The sequence below is a fragment of the Mycobacterium vicinigordonae genome (assembly GCF_013466425.1).
Taxonomy (GTDB): Bacteria; Actinomycetota; Actinomycetes; order Mycobacteriales; family Mycobacteriaceae; genus Mycobacterium; species Mycobacterium vicinigordonae.
Genome location: NZ_CP059165.1, coordinates 4,273,958 through 4,293,592, shown reverse-complemented (window position 1 = coordinate 4,293,592; position 19,635 = coordinate 4,273,958). Strand labels below are relative to the sequence as shown.

Sequence of the window (19,635 nt, the reverse complement as noted above, 5' to 3'; positions counted from 1 at the left end):
GAGCCGCGACTGTGAGATTCGGATCATCATGAGCGCAACAACTCTCAGAGCGCCCGTCAGGTGCCGTAGACCATCCACAACGGCAACACCGCGTCGAGGTAATCCATGAATTTTTTGAGCCCGACCCGGTATTGGCCGTATCCGTAAGGATCCTCCGCATATTCGGGAAAAGCGATGCCCAGCCCGAACAGACCAGGAGCAATGATCCCGTTCTGCGGGTTGTAACCCAGCGTTCCCCACTGCGGTGTATTGGGCAGCGCGCGCCGCTCGAATCCGACGGTATAGACCACTCGGTCGCACTCGCTGAGCTTCTCTTCAAACTCCGGACCCGAAACACGGTACCGCTCAAGTCTTTCCGGATGAACTCCGTCGATATTCTCCCGCGCCCATTGCGCTGCACGGCCTTTCAGTCCAGTGTCGTCGAATAGTATCCAATTGTCTAGGTAAACAGCATATTTGAGTGGACTTCGATAGAAGTTAATGACCTTGGCGACCGGATGCCGCAGAAGATGCGGTAACGCGATCATCGACGAGTGCGACGAGCCGAAGACAGCCACCGTGGCACCCTCCAGCGACTGCTCACGCAACTGCTCGGGGTCGAGTGCAACTTCCACCGGAATCTCTTGCAGTTGAGGGTAATCAAGCTTTTTGGGTACCGCTCCGACGGCCAGCACCGTATTGGCCGAGGCGATTTCCCCGAGTCCGGTTTCGATGCGCCAGCGCCGATGCTCGAGACGCAGCGTGGTTGCCGTTGTCTCGAACACCGCAACCCGCTCCCGCAACTGCTCGGTGACCCACAGCAGCGGATCCGCAACCAGCGCAAGGGCGCACGTCTCATCCGGGTCGACTTCCCGCAACGGCATCGGCGGAGAGTCCGAGAAGCGAAAGGACGATGCGCCGTGCAAATACTGCAGAAATGTGCTGGCGATGGTGTTGCTCGACACCGGGCGCCATTTCGCGCCGACATCACCAGCGCGGAAGGCTGGGTCAACCCAGGCGATCTGCTCTTGCGGTATCCCCCGATCGAGCAGCCTTCCCACCGCGGCAATTCCGGCCGGGCCGGCTCCGATCACTGTCCACGCGTAGGGCGCCATGCATCACATATAGAGCAGCACGCCACAAAACGCGAAATGCCGAGTCAGACCAGCCAGGCCGCGGCGCCTGGGGCCAACAGGCCGTCTGGTACCGGCGTACTGGACAGGATCAGTTCACCCGACGGGAGTTTCCGCGGCTGCTTTCCGGCGTTGAGCGCACAGACCAGACCACCGCGCCGGAACACCACCTCGTCATCCGAGGCGGGCAGCCAATCTAGCTGGGTGCCGTCCAATTCTGTACGAACACGGCGCAATTCGATCATCCGACGAAAAAACGACAACGTCGAATCAGGATCGGCCAACTGCTTTTCGACGGTCAACTCCGCCCAGTCCGGTGGCATCGGCAACCAGGTGTCGGGGTTCGTGGAGAACCCGAACGGGGGAGCGTCGTCCGACCACGGCACTGGCACCCGGCACCGGTCGCGGCCGCGTTCGGTACGTCCGGAACGTTCCCAGGTCGGATCCTGCAGCACCTCATCGGGCAGATCCACGTCGGGCAGGCCCAGTTCTTCGCCGTTGTACACGAAAATCGCACCAGGCAGGGCGAGCATCAACATCGCCATCGACTTCGCCCGCAGCAGCCCGACGTAGCCGCCACCGTACCGGGTCACCTCCCGGCCCACGTCGTGGTTGGACAGCGTCCAGGTCGGGGTGGCGTTTTCCAGGGCAGCCGCGTCCAGCGAGTTCTGCACGGCCGCGCGGATCTCGGCGGCGTCGAACTCGGTGCGGGTGAGCCGGAAGTTGAAGCCCAGGTGCAATTCGTCGGCGCGCACGTACCGCGCCCACTGGGTGTTGTCGTGCACCCAGACCTCACCGATGGTGACCGCGTCCGGATAGTCGTTCATCACCGCACGGATATCGCGATGGATCGCGTGCACGTTGGGCCGATTGAACCTCGGATCGTCGTCGGTGTGCCGCAGCACCTCGGACACGTCCGGCGAGTCCGGCAGGCCCACCGGCTTGGCCATGCCGTGCGCGACGTCGATCCGGAACCCATCGACCCCGCGCTCCAGCCAGAACCGCAGTGTCTTCTCGAAGTCGTCGAAGATCTCGGGATTGTCCCAGTTGAGGTCGGGTTGCTCGGTGTCGAACAGGTGCAGGTACCACTGGCCGAGATTGCCGTCGGGCTCGATCACCCGCGTCCATGCCGGTCCGCCGAAAACCGACTCCCAGTTGTTGGGTGGCAGCGCTCCGTCGGGTCCCCGGCCATCGCGGAAGAAGTACCGATCCCGCGCCTCGGCGCCCGGGCCGGCGGCCAGCGCCGCCTGAAACCACGGGTGCTGGGAACTGGAATGGTTGGGCACCACGTCCATTGTGACTTTGATGCCGCGGGCGTGCGCCGCCTCGACCAGCCGCTCGAACGCGGCCATCCCGCCGAACAACGGGTCGATGTCGCGCGGGTCGGACACGTCGTAGCCGTGGTCGGCCATCGGCGAGACGGTGACCGGATTGATCCAAAGAGCGTCCACCCCAAGCTCTTTCAGATAGTCGAGCCGATTGGCCAATCCGTCGAGATCGCCCACACCATCACCGTCGCTATCGGCGAACGAGCGCGGATAGACCTGGTAGAAGATCGCGGACTGCCACCATCGTTCGCTGGCCATTAGAACGCCGAGTTCACCAACGAGTGGGCCGCCATCTCCAGATACTGCAACAGCTGGCGTCGATGGTCGTCGTCCAGCGTCTGCGAGTCGATCGAAGCTACGGCGGTGTGCATGCACCGCAACCAGGCGTCGCGCTCGATCGGGGTGATCCGGAAGGGCACGTGCCGCATCCGCAGCCGCGGATGCCCGCGCTGATCGGAGTAGGTGCGCGGACCGCCCCAATATTGTTCGAGAAACATTCGTAACCGCTGCTCGGCGCCCGTGAGGTCCTCTTCGGGATACAGCGGTCGCAGTATCTCGTCCTCGGCCACCTGCTCGTAGAAGCGCCCGACGATCGCCTCGAAGGTCTTCGCACCGCCGACCGCGTCGTAGAAAGACTCAGTTGTTTGATCCATCGTCCCCCAGTGTGAGCCACCCGCGATCTGGCTGCCGACAGCGTCCGATGTTCACTGGATCGACACGGCGTGGCTGAGACAAAGGGCGTGCGATTGGCAGCAAATCGTGGTGGACTGTCGGCGGAGGATTTATGGCGCAGCGCAACAAACGCCGCGGCCACCGCAGTGCAGGTGTCGCGGCAAAAGGAACCGGGCCAGCAAGCGCCCCATGCCTGCACAGCGTCGCTGAAACTCACCCGCCCAACCGCACCGAGAGCGCCTCGATCTGGAACCGCCGCCGGGTGCTGCTGCTGAACTCCACCTACGAGCCGTTGACCGCACTGCCGATGCGACGCGCCATTGTGATGCTGATCTGCGGAAAGGCCGACGTCGTGCACCACGATCCGGCAGGGCCGGTAATCCACTCGGCGACCCATTCGATCGCGGTGCCCTCGGTGATCCAGCTGCGCACCTATGTCCGGGTGCCCTACCGGGCGCGGGTGCCGATGACTCGGGCGGCGCTGATGCACCGCGACCGGTTCTGCTGCGCGTACTGTGGCGCGAAGGCCGACACCGTCGACCACGTGGTGCCCCGAAGCCGCGGCGGCGACCATTCCTGGGAGAATTGCGTGGCGTGTTGCGCCACGTGCAACCACCGCAAGGGCGACAAACTACTCGCCGAACTTGGCTGGTCGTTGCGACGGGCGCCGCTGCCGCCGACGGGCCAGCACTGGCGGCTGCTGTCGACGGTCAAAGAACTCGACCCGTCCTGGGCGCGGTACCTGGGTGAGGGCGCGGCCTGACTTTCCTGCGTCCTGAGTGCACCGCTTCGCGGCGCGGTGGGATACGGTTTGCCTCGTGAACACGATGGCATTACACGGGATGTTTCTCGGAATACCACTGTTGCTGGTCGGCTTCCTCTTGCTGGTGTTCATGAGCCGCAAGAGCCCGCACCCGGCAACCTACGATCTGTCGCAAGAGTGGACCCACCCGTCGATCCTGTGGGCGGCCACCGATGAGAATGTCGGCGGTCACCACGGCGGGCACGGCGCGGAATTCACGGTAGGAGGTGGCGCAAGTGGCACATGGTGAAGTCGCGACGATCGACCCCGCCGACCTGCCCCGCGGCTCGGTCATCACCAGCAGTGGGCGGGTTTCCGGCGTCACCGAACCGGGCGAGCTTTCCTCGCACTACCCCTTTCCGATCAAAGACCTTGTCGCGGTTGACGATGCGCTGAAGTACGCTTCGCGCGCGTCGAAGGCGCGGTTCGCCATCTATTTGGGCGACTTGGGCGAGGACACCGCGGCCCGGGCCCGCGAGATCCTGGCCAAGGTGCCGACTCCCAACAACGCGGTGCTGCTCGCGGTGTCACCGAACCAGAGCGTCATCGAAGTGGTGTACGGCTCGGAGGTGCGCGGACGCGGCGCCGAGTCCGCAGCCCCGCTCGGAGTCGCCGCGGCGTCGTCAGCGTTCGAGCAGGGCAACCTGATCGACGGACTGGTCAGCGCCATCCGGGTGCTCAGCTCGGGGATCTCGCCGGCCTAGCCGCCGCAATTGCTGGGCCCTCACTACGAGCGGGTGCTGCGCGAGGCGGGTCTGCTCAGCGGGGCTCGCCTCACCGGTTACCCCGCAAAATGGCTGGACAACGCCGCTCGTCGCGCAGTGCCCCCCGCGGTGATCGTTGAGATCGCCGGAGTCTGCGGCCTGGGCATTGAGGCGCTGCACCTCCTCGGCGGTTTCGAAGAGGTCAACGACGCGCGCGGCAAGTCCTTCTTTCTGCTCCCTTCGGGAACCGGAGGGGACGACGCGCGCTGTGCGGCTTTGCTCACCTACATCCTCAACGCGGGCACCGACTACGGCAGGGCAGATGTCGGCGTGGTTCGCGACTTCCGCGAGACGCCGTATTCGGCGGCCGAGGTGCGGCGGATCATGGACCGGCAGCGCGCCAACACCTGGAGCTACGCCCGCGACGTCCGATTCGTCGATCGAAACGGCGGCCGGCTGGCCTCGACTCCGAACGGCATCCTCATGGGGTTGGGCGGCAGTTGGGTGCAGCGTCTGTTCAGCCAGCGCGGCGGGACCACCTGGGGAGACATCTTCATGGTCAACTGCGCCGCCGGCGACGATCCCGCTCGGTTGCTCCGAGAAATCATCACGTCGCGGCGGATTTGGCACTCCGAATCCGGCGGCGAAGCGGTCGCGGGCGTGAACCTGGACGGTCTGTTGCACCACGAGGAGCGGCACAGCGCCCAGTGGGCCGCGCTCGGCTATTCCGGCATGCTGCGGGCATACGGTTGGGAACTGTTGCGCGAGTTGGCCGTTCGCAAGGTCAATCGGCTCGAAGAGGACGCCGGCCTGCACGACGGCGGCTACCGCTAGCCTGGCCGGCAGGCCTCCCGGTCAGTTCGGTTCGCCGGCGTCGAACCTGCGTGCCCGCAGTGACCGCTTCACCCCGGCCTGGCCCTCGAGCACCAGCCGGCGTAACGCCGGCGGCACCTCCGGGTCGCCCAGGAACGCGTCGGCGGCAGCGATGGCCGGCTCGCTGATGTCCCAGTACGGGTACAGACCGACCACCACCGATTGCGCGACCTCACTGGACCGCCGCGCCCACACACCCGGGATCGCTTGGAAATAGCGCTGGGTGAACGGCTGGAGCAGCTCACCCTGTCCCGGCGCGCCGATCCCCGCGATGATGGCGCGGCTCATGGCGTTGGCCATTGTGTCGTCCTCTACGACCGAGGTAAACGCGGCCTCCTTGACCCCAATCTGCGGACGAGCCGCCGCCGCCTGGGCGCCGTGGCGTTTGCCTGCGGCGGTCGGATCCCGCTGGACCTCGGCATTGATGCGGGGCGTGTCCGGACCCCCGGCGTCGAGCGCGCCGGCGGCGGCCAACGCGATCACCACGCGCCAGCGCAGATCCGCGTCGACGTCCAGGCCCGCCAGCCCTTGCTCGGCGGGATCGCCGTCGAGCAACGCACCAAGCACCCCCACATGCCGTGGCGAGTGCACCGATGAGCACAGCGCATTGACGTAGGCGAGCTGGTGGTCGGATCCGGGCTGGGCGCCGCGGGCCAACTCGAGGAGCCGGTCGGCCAGGTGGGGCCAGCCCCGCTCGCGCGCCCATCCCGGCTCGGCATAGGAACCGACCGCCGTCTGCGCTTGCAGCAGCAGTCGCTGCAACACCGTCACCTCGGTCTCGGCCTGAACACCACCGGACACCAACGCCACGAAATCGCGGGCCCGCAGTTCGGCCTCCCGCGTCATCTCCCACGCCGCCGACCACGCCAACGACCGCGGCAGCGGCTCGGCGATGTCGGCGATGCGCGTCAGCACGGTCTGCAGCGACTCCGGGTCTAGCCGTAGCGAGCAGTAGGTCAGGTCGTCGTCGTTGACCAGAATCAGCTGGCCTCGCGAAACACCTACCAGCGCAGGCACTTCCACTGCGGAACCTTCGACGTCGATCTCCTCGCGATGCACCCGGACCAGCTTGCCGGATGTGGGATCGTCGTCGTAGATGCCAATCGCTACCCGGTGCACCCGGGTCTCGCCCGCACCGGGCTCGGCGCCGCTCTGGGTCACCGTGAACCGGGTGAACTTGCCGTCCCCATCGATGTCGAAGTCAGGACGCAGTGTGTTGAGCCCCGTGGTTTTCAGCCACTGCTGGCCCCAGTTCGACAGGTCGCGTCCAGAGGCCTTCTCCAGCGCACCGAGCAGGTCGCCGAAGGTGGCGTTGCCAAAGGCATGGGCGCGGAAGTAGTCCCGTAGTCCGGCCAGGAATTGCTCCAGCCCCACATAGGCGACCAATTGCTTGAGCACCGAGGCGCCCTTCGCGTAGGTGATCCCGTCGAAGTTGACCTCGACCGCGTGCAGGTCGGGGATGTCCGCGGCAATTGGGTGCGTCGAGGGCATCTGGTCCTGGCGGTATGCCCACGACTTCTCCACTGTCGCAAAGGTTGTCCAGGCTTCGGTGTACTCGGTCGACTCAGCCTGGCATAACACCGATGCGAAAGTGGCGAAAGACTCGTTGAGCCACAAGTCATCCCACCACGTCATCGTGACCAGATCGCCGAACCACATGTGCGCCATCTCGTGCAGCACCGTCTCGGCGCGGCGCTCGTAGGAGGCTCGGGTCACCTTGCTGCGGAAGACGTAGTCTTCTAGGAACGTCACAGCGCCCGCGTTTTCCATTGCACCGGCGTTGAATTCGGGAACGAACAACTGGTCGTACTTGCCGAACGCGTACGGCGAACCAAAGTTGTTGTGGTAGAAGCCGAAGCCTTGCTTGGTTTCGGTGAACAACCGGTCGGCGTCCATAAACGGCGCCAGCGAGGCCCGACAGTAGATGCCCAGCGGAATCTCGCCGTGCTCGTCGCTGTAGGTGTCGTTCCATACGGCGTACGGTCCGGCGATCAGCGCCACCAGATAAGTACTCATCCGCGGGGTGGTTGCGAACGTGTGCACTTTGGCGTCCCCGGCGTCCGCGACGTCGGCCGTAGCACCGTTGGATACCACCTTCCAGTGCGCCGGCGCGATCACCCGGAGGTCGAAGGTGGCTTTGAGGTCTGGTTGGTCGAAGCAGGCGAACATCCGCTTGGCGTCGGCGGTTTCGAATTGCGAGTACAGGTAGATCTCGTCGTCGACCGGATCGACGAATCGGTGCAGACCCTCGCCGGTGTTTGAGTATCGGCAGTCCGCGTCGACCACGACGACGTTGCGGTCGGCGAGCCCGCGCAACGGGATGCCGGTGGATTCGTCGTATCCGGAGACGTCGATGGGCAAGCCGTTGAGGGTGGCGCTGCGCACGGTATTAGCGGCAATGTCGAGGACCGTGTCGGCACCGGCGAGCGCGTCGAACACCACAGTGGTGACGGAGTGAAACGTTCCGGATCCCGGTGCGCCGGAGCCGTCGGTGACGTCGAGGTTGATCTGGTAACTGTGCACGGTGACCAGTGCCGCGCGTTCGATTGCCTGGTCGCGGGTGAGGTTGGGAAGAGCCACGGGCTCCAACATATCGGCTGGCGTCGCCAACCGACTGATCATGTCTCTCCTCCAAACGGATGAAAAACCGTGGAAACGGCACAGACACCCACCCTTGGCAGGTATGACTCGTAGTTCAAGTACTTGAGGCGGGTTGGCCAGATTCCTCAACTCGCAAGTACGGCAGGAGGTTACGGGCAAATGTCTTCTACGATTGTGGCGCCGGAACTATTGGTGACGGCCTCCTCGGAACTGGCCGCCCTCGGATCAAGTGTCAGTTCGGCCAGCGCCGCCGCAGCGGCTTCCACCACCGGACTGCTGGCCGCCGGCGCCGACGAGGTGTCGACTGGAATAGCTGCGATATTCGCGGCGCACGGTCACGCGTATCAGGCTCTCAGTGCCCAAGTAACTGAGTTCCATGACCAGTTTGTTCGTGCGCTGCAAGGTGCCGGCACCAGCTACGCGGCGGCGGAGGCAGCCAATGTGTCGCCGATGCAACAGGCGCTGAACGCGGTGAACGCGCCCGCCCAGGCGCTGCTGGGACGCCCGCTGATCGGCAACGGCGCAAACGGCGCAGCCGGCCAGGCCGGTGGCGACGGCGGGTTGTTGTGGGGCAACGGCGGAAACGGCGGTGCCGGTGGGGCAGGCCAGACCGGCGGCGCGGGGGGTGCGGCGGGACTATTCGGCAACGGGGGCAACGGCGGAGCAGGCGGCGCGGGCATGTCCGGCGGAGCCGGTGGGGCCGGCGGCATCCTGGTCGGTAACGGCGGCAACGGTGGCGCCGGCGGAATCGGAGTCGCCGGAGGGCTCGGCGGCAACGGAGGCGCCGGTGGCAGCGCGGGTATCTGGGGCATGGGCGGAAACGGGGGAGTCGGCGGTGCCGGCGGCATGGGCTCCACCGGCGTTAACCCCGGTCCAGCCGGTGCGCCGTATAGCCACGCTAGTCCGGGTAGTGCGGGCGCCGACGTCCTCAACGGTGTCGCCTTTTCGGGGACTGCAGGCCAAACCGGCACCGCGAGTGGTCAAATCGGCGGTGTTGGTGGTCACGGTGGAGCGGCCACCAACTCGTCGACAACAACAGTTGAGGGCATCGTCGGTGGAAAAGGCGGTATCGGTGGCGATGGTGGAACCGGAGCGATGGGCGGCTCCGGTGGCGCGGGCGGCAGCGCCACGGCCTCCAGTGGACCCTCAGAACTAACCGCGCTGGGCGGAGACGGGGGCGCAGGAGGTAATGGTGGCCCGGGTGGTGTCGGCGGCACCGGTGGCAGCGGCGGCAGCGCCAACGCTCAGAACACTACCAACAGGTCCGCTGTCACCGGAGGTAATGGCGGCGCCGGAGGTAACGGCGGAACCGGTGCGGCCGGCGGTGCCGGCGGCGCCGGAGGCACTGCCGACGGAAACCAGGAGAGCAGTTCCACGGCAACCGGTGGCGACGGCGGCGCTGGCGGTAGAGGCGGCGACGGCGTCGGCGGCGGGGTTGGTGGCCACGGCGGCAATGGGGGAGCCGGCGGTCGCGGCGGCTGGCTGATTGGAGACGGCGGCGCGGGGGGAGCCGGTGGGGGCGGCGGTATCGGCGGGACGGGCGCTGACGCGGGCGTAGGGGGTGCCGGCGGCGACGGTGGCAGCGGTGGCCGCCAGGGGAGCCGCGTGCCGACGATGGGCGATGGCGGCGTCGGCGGCGACGGTGGAACCGGCGGTCTCGGCGGTGACGGCGGGCATGGTGGCGACGGCGGTGCTGGTGGGGCAGGCGGGTTGTTTGGGCATTCGGGTGGTTCGGGAGGCGGTGGTTCCGGCGGTCAGGGGGGTTCCGGCGGCGCCGGTGGATTGGGCGGTCCGGGCGGTTATGGGAGCGGCGGAACCGCATCGGCGGGCGCCAACGGTGCAACCGGGGGTTCTGGCCACGACGGCGCCCCGGGACAGCCCGGCTGATCTCAGCCGCGGGAACACTTCCGCCGCGGTTACGGTTGAGTCTGAGCGGATTGTTTCGTCCCTGACTTACCCGTCGAGACCCACGTGGAGAGGACCGCAGCATGGCCGGCAAGGACGTCGCAGATTTCTGGTTCGACCCACTTTGTCCGTGGTGCTGGATTACCTCCCGCTGGATCCTCGAGGTGGAGAAGGTCCGCGACATCGAGGTGAATTTCCACGTCATGAGCCTTGCGGTGCTCAACGAGAATCGAGAAGGGCTGCCTGATCAGTACAGGGAGATGATGGTTAAGGCATGGGGGCCAGTGCGGGTGGCAATTGCCGCCGAGCAGGCCCACGGCGCCAAGGTGCTGGACCCGCTTTACACCGCGATGGGCACCCGAATTCACAACGAGGGCAACAAAGACCTGGACGATGTGATCAAGTTGGCGCTCGCCGACGCCGGTCTGCCCGCCGACCTGGCCGACGCGGCCACCAGTGACGACTACGACGAAGCGCTGCGCAAGAGTCACCACGCCGGCATGGACGCCGTCGGCGACGACGTCGGCACCCCGACCATCCACGTCAACGGCGTGGCGTTCTTCGGTCCGGTGCTCTCCCGGATCCCACGCGGGGAAGAGGCCGGCAAGCTCTGGGATGCCTCGGTAATTTTCGCGTCGTACCCGCACTTCTTCGAACTCAAGCGAACTCGCACCGAGCCGCCCCAGTTCGACTGACGCAGCTCGCCCGGCACCGTCGCCGCCCGCCCACGCGTCTGCCGCGGCGAAGGTGAATGGCCCGTCGCGACACGCGGGTGGCGCGTCGCCGATTTCACCTTTGGGCCGACGAGCACCTCGCGTCGGTCGGCAGACGGGTGGCCGCCGGCCAATCAGGCGTGGTGCACAATGTCGGGCATGCGCGTCTACCTGGGGTCCGACCACGCCGGTTTCGAGCTCAAGCAGCAGATCATCGAGCACCTGAAGCGGACGGGGCACGAGCCGATCGACTGTGGTGCCTTCAGTTACGACGCCGACGACGACTATCCGGCGTTCTGCATCGCCGCGGCGACCCGTACGGTGGCCGACCCGGGCAGCCTGGGCATCGTGCTGGGCGGCTCCGGCAACGGTGAGCAGATTGCTGCCAACAAGGTCCCTGGGGCCCGCTGCGCGCTGGCGTGGAGTGTCGAGACGGCGTCACTTGCCCGTGAGCACAACAACGCCCAGCTGATCGGCATTGGCGGACGCATGCACACCACCGACGAGGCGCTGGCCATCGTCGATGCCTTCGTTTCCACGCCGTGGTCGGAAGCGCCGCGCCACCAACGACGTATTGACATCCTCGCTGAGTACGAGCGCACTCACCAGGCGCCGCCGGTGCCCGGGGCAGGGAACTGAGACGGCGTGCCCGAAGGGCATACCCTGCACCGATTGGCCCGGTTGCACCAACGCCGCTTTGCCGGTGCCCCGGTGGCGGTTTCGAGCCCACAGGGCCGGTTCGAGGACGCGGCCGCGGTGGTCGACGGACGGGTGCTGCGCCGGGCCAGCGCCTGGGGTAAGCACCTGTTCCACCACTACGCCGGCGGGCCGGTCGTGCACATCCACCTCGGGCTCTACGGCACCTTCACCGAGTGGGAGCGATCGGGGGGCGCGACGCTGCCGGAGCCCGTCGGTCAGGTGCGGATGCGGATGATCGGCGCCGAACACGGCACCGACCTGCGCGGTCCCACGGTTTGTGAACTCCTGGATGTCAGCCAGGTTGACGACGTGGTAGCCCGGCTGGGTCCCGACCCGCTGCGCGCCGACGCCGACCCGGCCTGGCCGTGGAAGCGAATCAGCAAGTCGCGCAGGCCTATTGGTGCATTGCTGATGGACCAGAGCGTTATCGCCGGGGTGGGCAATGTGTACCGCAGCGAGTTGCTGTTTCGGCATAACATTGACCCGTACCGGGTCGGACAGAAAATCTCCGAGCAAGAGTTCGAGGCCGCATGGACTGATCTGGTCGCCCTGATGAAGGTAGGCCTGCGCGGCGGCAAAATCGTCGTGGTGCGCCCCGAGCACGATCACGGCGCCCCGTCGTACGGACCGGGACGGCCCCGCACCTACGTCTACCGGCGCGCCGGCGATCCCTGCCGGGTGTGCGGCTACACGGTGCGCACCGCGGTGCTGGAGGGCCGGAACCTATTCTGGTGTCCGACCTGCCAGACGTGACATCGATCGCACAGCAGGTCTAGCTGCGATGAAAACTTCATCACGCTTAAGGCCTCGTTAGGAAAAATCAGTCGCACCCTACCGGCATTGTCCGGCAGGGTGCGTTTTTCCGTCGTCAGTCGTCGCTCGGAATGACCCCGAGCGCCCGGTAGACCTCGTTGCTCAGCGCGACGCTGCGCGGGTCGGCGTTGGCTTTGCTGGCGTCGAACCGGTTCGACACGTACCCGTAGCCGATCTGGTGCTCCAGGTCGACGAACGCGAACGAACCGCCCAGCCCGCCGTGCCCGAACATTTTCGGGTTAGGTCCGTTGATGCAGCGCTGGTTGAGCATGTAGCCCAGGCCCCAGCCATGGTCGGCCACCCGGGGTCCCAGCACCAGATCGGGTTCGAAACCTCCCTGGCATTGACGAACCAGTTCCATGTGCTGGCGGCTGAGCAGCTTCTCCTGGGCTAAGGCGTTGTAGAACGTCGCCATCCCTAGCGCCGATACCTGGCCATTGGTCCCCGGGAACTCGAGCTGACGCCACAGCTGCAGATTCTCGGTGTCCAGATCGTCGTCGGCGAGGAACCCCATCGAGATCGCCATGCCGGCCTTGGGATGCTCGTCGAGACTGGTCGGATAACCCGGTGCCTGCAGCTCGGCCAACAGCTGGCGACCGGTCGGCTTATTTACCCGCTCGGCGCAGCGCAGCTGTTCAGCGGGCGACAGCCCGATATAGACCTCGGCGCCAATCGGTCCGGCGATCTCGGTCCGCAGATACTGCCCGATCGTGACGCCAGTGACCCGACGGAACACCTCGCCGACGATGAAGCCGAACGTGGTCATGTGGTAGCCCTGCGCGGTACCTGGTTTCCACCACGGCTCGGCGACGGCCAGCTGCTCGCAGACGAAATCCCAATCCAGCAGTTGCTCGGTGGTCAGCCGGGTACGCGGCCCGATCACTCCGGAGCGGTGACTCATCACCATGGCCAGCGTGATGTCCTCTTTGCCGGCCTGACCGAACTCGGGCCAGTAGTGGGCCACCGGGGCTTGCAGGTCCAGTTCCCCGCGGTCGGCCAGCTGGTGCACGCAGGTCGAGGACAGGCCCTTGGTGCCGGACAATACGGTGGTCAGGGTGTCTTCCCGCCACGGGTGGGTGCCGGCGGCATCGGCCGATCCGCCCCACAGGTTGACGACCAGATGCCCGTCTACCCAGACGGCGACCGCGGCGCCGACCTCCTGGCGCAACGCGAAATTGCGCTCGAAGGCATCCCGCACCCCGGCGAACTGCGGTGCGCATGAGCCTTGAATGCTGACGTTTTCGACGTCGCTCATGGCGCCTTTCTGTAGAGCGAATAGCCGCTCAGAGCGGGCGACGGGAATCGAACCCGCGTAGCTAGTTTGGAAGACTAGGGCTCTACCATTGAGCTACGCCCGCATGTATTAGTCGAGCGAGACTGTACGTGCTGGTGCAGATCAAATCTAATCGACGCATCCATGTGACCGCTCCGTGAGGTCCTCGGGTGCCCGGAGGTCGGTGCGGGTCCGGTGTCGCAGGGCCGTAGGATCGCGAGGTCACCGCGGGGTGTAGCGCAGCTTGGTAGCGCATCCGCTTTGGGAGCGGAAGGCCGCAGGTTCAAATCCTGTCACCCCGACCAGCCGTCAAGCCGACAGCCGCGCGCCGGAACTACACATCGAGGAGCAAGCCGTGAAGAGCACCGTCAAGCAGTTGAGCCCCACCCGGGTTCGCATCAACGTGGAGGTGCCGTTCACCGAACTCGAACCCGACTTCCAGCGTGCCTACAAGGAACTGGCCAAGCAGGTCAGGCTGCCCGGTTTCCGGCCCGGCAAGGCCCCGGCCCGGTTGCTCGAGGCGCGCTTCGGCCGTGAGGCACTGCTCGACCAGGTCATCGAGGACGCGGTGCCCAGCCGCTACGGTCAGGCGCTGACGGAGTCCGAGGTGCAGCCGATCGGACGTCCCAACATCCAGGTGACCAAGAAGGAGTACGGCGAGGAACTGCAGTTTTTCGCCGAGGTCGACGTCCGTCCCAAGCTGGAGATTCCCGATCTGGACGCGCTAACCGTGTCGGTCGACCCCATCGAGATCACCGATGAAGAGGTCGACGCCGAACTTGACTCCCTGCGCGCCCGGTTCGGCACCCTGACCGGAGTTGACCGCCCGGTGCAAACCGGCGACTTTGTCTCGATCGACCTATCGGCCACCGTCGACGGCGAAGAGGTGCCGAACGCCGCTGCCGAGGGCCTGTCCCACGAGGTCGGTTCCGGTCGGTTGATCGCCGGCTTGGACGACGCGCTCGTCGGGCTGGCCGCCGACGAGTCCAAGGTTTTCACCGCGCAGTTGGCGACCGGCGAGCACGCCGGAAAGGATGCCGAGGTCACGGTAACCGTCAGGTCGATCAAAGAACGCGAACTGCCTGAGCCCGACGACGAGTTCGCCCAGCTCGCCAGCGAGTTCGACACCATTGACGAGCTGCGGGCCAGCCTTGGCGACCAGGTGCGCAACGTCAAGAAGGCCAAGCAGGCCGATCAGATCCGCAACGCCGCGCTGGACGCGCTGCTCGAGCAGGTCGACGTGCCGGTACCGGACGCGGTGGTGCGCTCTCAGATCGAGGAGACGCTGCAGGCGGCGATGGGCGGGGTGAACAACGACGAGAGCAAGTTCAACGAGGTGCTCGAGCAGCAAGGTACTTCGCGCGCAGAGTTCGACGCTGAAACCCGCGCCGCGGCCGAGAAGAACGTCAAGCGTCAGCTGCTGCTCGACGCCATCGCCGACGAGCTGGACGTCCAGGTTGGTCAGGAGGACCTGACCGAACGGCTGGTGCTCACATCGCGGCAGTACGGCATCGAGCCGCAGCAGCTGTTCGCCTATCTGCAGGAGAACAATCAGCTGGCCGCCATGTTCGCCGACGTCCGACGAGGCCTGGCCGTTGCCGCCGTGGTCGAGAAGGCGACGGTCACCGACAGCGATGGCAACGCCATCGACACCGGCGAGCTGTTCGGCAGACGCCAGGCCGATCACGACCACGACCACGACCACGAGGGCATCGACGGTGGCGAGAACGGCGACGACACGGCTGACGAGGATGCCGACGATGCGGGCGACGCCGACGCCGACGCACCGACCGCATGACGCTGTAAGCGAACGCGCCCGTCTCAGGTGGTCATAGGACGGGTCTGGTTGGTTAGTGTCGGTGCAACACGCAACACAGAAAGTAGGTGTCCCCACTTTGAGAAGGGTGACTGACATGCGTTCCAACTCGATGGGTCTAAACCTCACGGACTCCGTCTATGAGCGCTTGCTCTCCGAGCGCATCATCTTCTTGGGTTCGGAGGTGAACGACGAGGTCGCCAACCGGTTGTGCGCACAGATCCTGCTGCTTGCCGCCGAGGACGCCGACAAAGACATCAACCTCTACATCAACTCGCCGGGCGGATCCATCAGCGCCGGGATGGCGATCTACGACACCATGGTGCTCGCACCGTGCGACATCGCCACCTACGCGATGGGCATGGCCGCATCGATGGGGGAGTTCCTGCTCGCAGCGGGTACCAAGGGCAAGCGTTTCGCGCTGCCGCACGCTCGGATCCTCATGCACCAGCCCCTGGGCGGTGTGACCGGTAGCGCTGCCGACATCGCGATCCAGGCCGAGCAATTCACCGTCATCAAGAAGGAGATGTTCCGCCTCAACGCGGAATTCACCGGGCAGTCGATCGAGCGCATCGAGGCGGACTCGGACCGCGACCGCTGGTTCACCGCACCGGAGGCCCTGGAATACGGGTTTGTCGACCACATCATCACCCGCGCCGCCCACATCACCAACGGAGAGTCAGCCCAGTGAGTACCCCGCATCCTCAGCTCCAGCCGCAGGCGCGCTACATCCTGCCGTCGTTCATCGAGCACTCCAGCTTTGGCGTCAAGGAGTCCAACCCGTACAACAAGCTGTTCGAGGAGCGCATCATCTTCCTGGGTGTTCAGGTGGACGACGCGTCGGCCAACGACATCATGGCGCAGCTACTCGTGCTCGAGTCGCTCGATCCTGACCGCGATATCACCATGTACATCAACTCGCCGGGTGGCGGTTTCACTTCGCTAATGGCGATCTACGACACCATGCAGTATGTGCGGGCCGACATTCAGACGGTGTGCCTGGGTCAGGCCGCGTCCGCGGCCGCGGTATTGCTGGCGGCCGGCACGCCGGGTAAGCGGATGGCGCTGCCCAACGCGCGCGTGCTGATCCACCAGCCGTCGCTTTCCGGCGTCATTCAGGGGCAGTTCTCCGACCTCGAGATCCAAGCCGCCGAGATCGAGCGGATGCGGACCCTGATGGAGACCACCCTGGCCCGTCACACCGGCAAGGACCCCGAGGTGATCCGCAAAGACACCGACCGGGACAAGATCTTGACGGCCGAGGACGCCAAGGAATACGGGATCATCGACACCGTTCTCGAATACCGGAAGCTGTCCGCCCAGAACGCCTGACCGTCGAGTTGTGGTCGCGTTGCCGGCTTCGGTGGCATCACGACCGCGACACGCCAAGAACACGTATTGCGCGTCTCGACAAGGGACGGACGTGGTCGGGCGATATGTTCTTCCTGCACGCGAGAAACTCAGACCCAGGAATAACAGCGAATACCAAGGAAGCTATTCGGCGTTAACGGTCGCGGGCGGCCGGAGCTAGCGGGTAGCGTCGTGGCATACACGCGGCAGGCAAGACGATACGGCGACACAGGAAGTAGGCCCTGAAGCATCATGGCGCGCATCGGAGACGGCGGTGACTTGCTGAAGTGCTCGTTCTGCGGAAAGAGCCAGAAGCAGGTCAAGAAACTTATTGCGGGTCCCGGTGTGTACATCTGCGATGAGTGCATCGACCTGTGCAACGAGATCATTGAAGAAGAACTTGCCGACGCCGACGATGTGAAGCTCGACGAGCTGCCCAAGCCCATCGAAATCCGGGACTTCCTGGAGGGTTACGTGATCGGGCAGGACACCGCCAAGCGGACGCTGGCCGTGGCCGTCTATAACCACTACAAGCGGATTCAGGCTGGCGAGAAGGGTCGCGACTCGCGTTACGAGCCGGTCGAGCTGACGAAGTCCAACATCCTCATGCTCGGACCCACCGGCTGCGGCAAGACCTACCTGGCCCAGACGCTGGCCAAGATGCTCAACGTCCCGTTCGCCATCGCCGACGCGACTGCCCTGACTGAGGCCGGCTACGTCGGTGAGGACGTCGAGAACATCCTGCTGAAACTGATTCAGGCGGCGGACTACGACGTTAAGCGCGCCGAGACCGGCATCATCTACATCGACGAGGTGGACAAGATCGCCCGCAAGAGCGAGAACCCGTCGATCACCCGTGACGTGTCCGGCGAGGGCGTCCAGCAGGCGCTGCTGAAGATCCTGGAAGGCACCCAGGCCTCGGTTCCGCCGCAGGGTGGCCGCAAGCACCCGCACCAGGAATTCATCCAGATCGACACCACCAACGTGCTGTTCATCGTGGCGGGCGCGTTCGCGGGCCTGGAGAAAATTATCTACGAACGGGTCGGCAAGCGCGGCCTTGGCTTTGGCGCCGAGGTGCGCTCCAAGGCCGAGATCGACACCACCGACCACTTCGCCGAAGTCATGCCCGAGGACCTGATCAAGTTCGGCCTGATCCCCGAGTTCATTGGCCGTCTGCCAGTGGTCGCTTCGGTGACCAACCTGGACAAAGACTCGTTGGTCAAGATTTTGTCCGAGCCCAAGAATGCGTTGGTCAAGCAGTACACGCGGTTGTTCGAGATGGACAACGTGGAGCTGGAGTTCACCGACGACGCGCTCGAAGCGATCGCGGACCAGGCGATCCACCGCGGTACCGGCGCCCGCGGCCTGCGCGCAATCATGGAAGAAGTCCTGCTGCCGGTGATGTACGACATCCCCAGCCGTGACGACGTCGCCAAGGTGGTTGTCACCAAGGAGACCGTCCAGGACAACGTGCTGCCGACGATCGTGCCGCGCAAGCAGTCGCGCAGCGAGCGCCGCGACAAGTCCGCTTAACCGGATCCCAGCCGCCCCCATTTCGGGTAGATAGCCGGCGTGCCTGACGACGCGCTTCCTCATCGGCTGTCGCGTCCGCTGGATCTGCTGAATTTTCTACTCGCCGACGTTCGCGACGGTCTCGGGCCCTACCTCTCGATTTACCTGCTGCTGACCCACCACTGGGATCAAGAATCGATCGGATTCGTGATGGCCGTCGGTGGCGTCGGAGCGATCGTTGCCCAAACACCGGTAGGCGCCCTGGTCGACCGGACCACCGCGAAACGCGCGCTCGTCATCACCGCTGCGCTGATCGTGACCGCAGGGTCGCTGGCGATGCCGATTTTTCCGCACCGGTATCTGATTGCGATCCTGCAGGCGGTCACCGGCATGGCTGGTTCGGTGTTCGCGCCGGCCTTGGCCGCCATCACACTGGGTCTCACCGGGCCCCGCCTGTTCGCCCGGCGGATCGGTCGCAACGAGTCGTTCAACCACGCGGGCAACGCGACGGCCGCGGCTATCACCGGCGGATTGGCCTACTTTCTCGGGCCGCCGGCGGTGTTCTGGGTGCTCGGTGCGATGGCGGCCGGCAGCGTCGCCGCCACGTTGTGGATCCCCGGCGGCGCAATCGATCACCAATTGGCCCGCGGAATGGATCAGTTGCCCGCGGACCAACATGCTCGACCGATTAGGGTCCTGCTGCACAATCGGCCGCTGATGGTGTTCGCCGTGACAGTGGTGGCCTTCCATTTCGCCAACGCGGCCATGTTGCCGCTAGTCGGCCAATTGCTGGCCTTGCAGAACAAGGATGTCGGGACGGCTCTGATGTCGCTGTGCATCGTCGCCGCACAGGTGGTGATGGTCCCGGTCGCCTACCTCGCCGGATCCAGGGCCGACTCGTGGGGTCGCAAACCGATCTTCCTGGTTGGGTTCGCTGTGCTGGCGGCACGCGGATTCCTTTACCCACTATCCGACAACTCATATTGGTTGGTGGGGGTGCAGCTGCTGGACGGTGTCGGGGCCGGGGTGTTCGGAGCACTGTTCCCCCTGGTGGTCCAGGACGTCACGCACGGCACCGGTCGGTTCAACGTCAGCTTGGGTGCAATCACGGCAGCGACCGGAATTGGTGCCGCGGTGTCCAATTACGTGGCCGGTGCGATCGTCGTCGCGGCCGGCTACCACGTCGCGTTCCTGAGCCTGGGAACTATCGCGGTGGCCGGTTGCGGCCTGTATCTGTTCGTGATGCCGGAGACGAGGCCTAAAACCGCAGGAAAGTGACCAAAACCACAGTTTTGTTCATGCTGCCCGCCGCCGCCACCCTGACATGTGCTTTTGCCTGCATACTCGCCGGTAATAGCGACGTGGAGTTGACCAGACATCCTTAGAGAAGTGTCATAATTGGTACTTGCAGTGACACCAAAAACGTGATGACGGTATTGCACTTCGGCGCGCGTAATCTACA

At 65.3% G+C, this 19,635-nt stretch carries 18 protein-coding genes and 2 tRNA genes; 14 read left to right on the top strand and 6 right to left on the bottom strand.

Annotated elements, in window-relative coordinates; translation table 11 throughout:
- Nucleotides 1-56: 56 nt before the first annotated feature.
- From H0P51_RS19215 to H0P51_RS19205, 3 genes are all read right to left on the bottom strand, one after another.
- Complete coding sequence (locus H0P51_RS19215) at nucleotides 57-1,073, bottom strand: NAD(P)/FAD-dependent oxidoreductase (RefSeq protein ID WP_180919093.1); 1,017 nt, start codon at nucleotides 1,071-1,073, stop codon at nucleotides 57-59.
- Nucleotides 1,074-1,138: 65 nt separating this feature from the next.
- Nucleotides 1,139-2,698 carry a glycoside hydrolase family 13 protein gene (locus H0P51_RS19210; protein WP_180914494.1) on the bottom strand — a complete coding sequence of 520 codons (1,560 nt, stop codon included), beginning with the start codon at nucleotides 2,696-2,698 and terminating at the stop codon, nucleotides 1,139-1,141.
- Entirely contained in the window at nucleotides 2,698-3,093 is a 396-nt protein-coding gene (locus H0P51_RS19205; RefSeq protein WP_180914493.1) for a globin, read from the bottom strand. The genes H0P51_RS19210 and H0P51_RS19205 overlap by 1 nt, the downstream gene beginning before the upstream one ends.
- A gap of 131 nt (nucleotides 3,094-3,224) precedes the next feature.
- Between H0P51_RS19205 and H0P51_RS19200 the strand changes: the two genes are divergently transcribed.
- The 4 genes from H0P51_RS19200 to H0P51_RS19185 all read left to right on the top strand — a co-directional run bounded on the left by H0P51_RS19200 (nucleotide 3,225) and on the right by H0P51_RS19185 (nucleotide 5,452).
- A complete protein-coding gene (locus H0P51_RS19200) occupies nucleotides 3,225-3,875 on the top strand; it encodes an HNH endonuclease (RefSeq protein WP_180914492.1) in 651 nt (216 codons plus the stop codon).
- A gap of 64 nt (nucleotides 3,876-3,939) precedes the next feature.
- Entirely contained in the window at nucleotides 3,940-4,164 is a 225-nt protein-coding gene (ctaJ, locus tag H0P51_RS19195; protein ID WP_180919092.1) for an aa3-type cytochrome oxidase subunit CtaJ, read from the top strand.
- On the top strand, nucleotides 4,151-4,618 hold the full coding sequence (locus H0P51_RS19190) for a DUF5130 domain-containing protein (protein ID WP_180914491.1): 468 nt from the start codon (nucleotides 4,151-4,153) through the stop codon (nucleotides 4,616-4,618). Before ctaJ ends, H0P51_RS19190 begins: the two co-directional genes overlap by 14 nt.
- 51 nt (nucleotides 4,619-4,669) lie before the next feature.
- The gene (locus tag H0P51_RS19185) at nucleotides 4,670-5,452 is read left to right on the top strand and encodes a hypothetical protein (RefSeq protein WP_180919091.1); all 783 of its coding nucleotides are present in this window, start codon (nucleotides 4,670-4,672) and stop codon (nucleotides 5,450-5,452) included.
- 21 nt (nucleotides 5,453-5,473) lie between these two features.
- Here H0P51_RS19185 and pepN read toward each other — a convergent pair whose 3' ends face one another.
- The gene (gene pepN, locus H0P51_RS19180; protein WP_180914490.1) at nucleotides 5,474-8,071 is read right to left on the bottom strand and encodes an aminopeptidase N; all 2,598 of its coding nucleotides are present in this window, start codon (nucleotides 8,069-8,071) and stop codon (nucleotides 5,474-5,476) included.
- A gap of 180 nt (nucleotides 8,072-8,251) precedes the next feature.
- Between pepN and H0P51_RS19175 the strand changes: the two genes are divergently transcribed.
- The 4 genes from H0P51_RS19175 (at nucleotide 8,252) to H0P51_RS19160 (ending at nucleotide 12,162) form a co-directional block, all read left to right on the top strand.
- The gene (locus tag H0P51_RS19175) at nucleotides 8,252-9,979 is read left to right on the top strand and encodes a PE family protein (protein ID WP_180914489.1); all 1,728 of its coding nucleotides are present in this window, start codon (nucleotides 8,252-8,254) and stop codon (nucleotides 9,977-9,979) included.
- Between the two features lie 101 nt (nucleotides 9,980-10,080).
- Nucleotides 10,081-10,692, top strand: a complete 612-nt coding sequence (locus H0P51_RS19170; protein WP_180914488.1) for an Rv2466c family mycothiol-dependent reductase — start codon at nucleotides 10,081-10,083, stop codon at nucleotides 10,690-10,692.
- A gap of 177 nt (nucleotides 10,693-10,869) precedes the next feature.
- On the top strand, nucleotides 10,870-11,349 hold the full coding sequence (locus tag H0P51_RS19165) for a ribose-5-phosphate isomerase (RefSeq protein WP_180914487.1): 480 nt from the start codon (nucleotides 10,870-10,872) through the stop codon (nucleotides 11,347-11,349).
- Nucleotides 11,350-11,355: 6 nt separating this feature from the next.
- Entirely contained in the window at nucleotides 11,356-12,162 is an 807-nt protein-coding gene (locus tag H0P51_RS19160; RefSeq protein WP_180914486.1) for an Fpg/Nei family DNA glycosylase, read from the top strand.
- Nucleotides 12,163-12,277: 115 nt separating this feature from the next.
- On the opposite strand, the gene H0P51_RS19155 is transcribed toward H0P51_RS19160, so the two are convergent.
- Together H0P51_RS19155 and H0P51_RS19150 are read right to left on the bottom strand one after the other, a co-directional pair.
- Nucleotides 12,278-13,477 (bottom strand): serine hydrolase domain-containing protein, encoded by a 1,200-nt coding sequence (locus tag H0P51_RS19155; protein ID WP_180914485.1) that lies wholly within the window; start codon nucleotides 13,475-13,477, stop codon nucleotides 12,278-12,280.
- Between the two features lie 32 nt (nucleotides 13,478-13,509).
- Nucleotides 13,510-13,580 (bottom strand) — tRNA-Gly (locus H0P51_RS19150).
- Between the two features lie 143 nt (nucleotides 13,581-13,723).
- Here H0P51_RS19150 and H0P51_RS19145 point away from each other — a divergent pair.
- The 6 genes from H0P51_RS19145 (at nucleotide 13,724) to H0P51_RS19120 (ending at nucleotide 19,451) form a co-directional block, all read left to right on the top strand.
- Nucleotides 13,724-13,800, top strand: a tRNA-Pro gene (locus tag H0P51_RS19145).
- Nucleotides 13,801-13,850: 50 nt separating this feature from the next.
- Nucleotides 13,851-15,293 (top strand): trigger factor, encoded by a 1,443-nt coding sequence (gene tig / locus H0P51_RS19140; RefSeq protein ID WP_180914484.1) that lies wholly within the window; start codon nucleotides 13,851-13,853, stop codon nucleotides 15,291-15,293.
- Between the two features lie 97 nt (nucleotides 15,294-15,390).
- Entirely contained in the window at nucleotides 15,391-16,002 is a 612-nt protein-coding gene (locus H0P51_RS19135; RefSeq protein WP_180914483.1) for an ATP-dependent Clp protease proteolytic subunit, read from the top strand.
- On the top strand, nucleotides 15,999-16,643 hold the full coding sequence (gene clpP2 / locus H0P51_RS19130; RefSeq protein ID WP_180914482.1) for an ATP-dependent CLP protease proteolytic subunit ClpP2: 645 nt from the start codon (nucleotides 15,999-16,001) through the stop codon (nucleotides 16,641-16,643). The genes H0P51_RS19135 and clpP2 overlap by 4 nt, the downstream gene beginning before the upstream one ends.
- A gap of 270 nt (nucleotides 16,644-16,913) precedes the next feature.
- The gene (gene clpX, locus H0P51_RS19125; RefSeq protein WP_180914481.1) at nucleotides 16,914-18,194 is read left to right on the top strand and encodes an ATP-dependent Clp protease ATP-binding subunit ClpX; all 1,281 of its coding nucleotides are present in this window, start codon (nucleotides 16,914-16,916) and stop codon (nucleotides 18,192-18,194) included.
- A gap of 39 nt (nucleotides 18,195-18,233) precedes the next feature.
- Nucleotides 18,234-19,451, top strand: a complete 1,218-nt coding sequence (locus H0P51_RS19120; RefSeq protein ID WP_180914480.1) for an MFS transporter — start codon at nucleotides 18,234-18,236, stop codon at nucleotides 19,449-19,451.
- Nucleotides 19,452-19,635: the final 184 nt, after the last annotated feature.

Bases quoted from the DNA above. Each gene is read 5' to 3' on its own strand.
- H0P51_RS19155 (WP_180914485.1), bottom strand. From the start codon at position 13,477: ATGAGCGACGTCGAAAACGTCAGCATTCAAGGCTCATGCGCACCGCAG.
- H0P51_RS19210 (WP_180914494.1), bottom strand. From the start codon at position 2,698: ATGGCCAGCGAACGATGGTGGCAGTCCGCGATCTTCTACCAGGTCTAT.
- H0P51_RS19205 (WP_180914493.1), bottom strand. From the start codon at position 3,093: ATGGATCAAACAACTGAGTCTTTCTACGACGCGGTCGGCGGTGCGAAG.
- clpX (WP_180914481.1), top strand. From the start codon at position 16,914: ATGGCGCGCATCGGAGACGGCGGTGACTTGCTGAAGTGCTCGTTCTGC.
- H0P51_RS19170 (WP_180914488.1), top strand. From the start codon at position 10,081: ATGGCCGGCAAGGACGTCGCAGATTTCTGGTTCGACCCACTTTGTCCG.
- H0P51_RS19165 (WP_180914487.1), top strand. From the start codon at position 10,870: ATGCGCGTCTACCTGGGGTCCGACCACGCCGGTTTCGAGCTCAAGCAG.
- ctaJ (WP_180919092.1), top strand. From the start codon at position 3,940: ATGGCATTACACGGGATGTTTCTCGGAATACCACTGTTGCTGGTCGGC.
- H0P51_RS19175 (WP_180914489.1), top strand. From the start codon at position 8,252: ATGTCTTCTACGATTGTGGCGCCGGAACTATTGGTGACGGCCTCCTCG.
- H0P51_RS19200 (WP_180914492.1), top strand. From the start codon at position 3,225: ATGGCGCAGCGCAACAAACGCCGCGGCCACCGCAGTGCAGGTGTCGCG.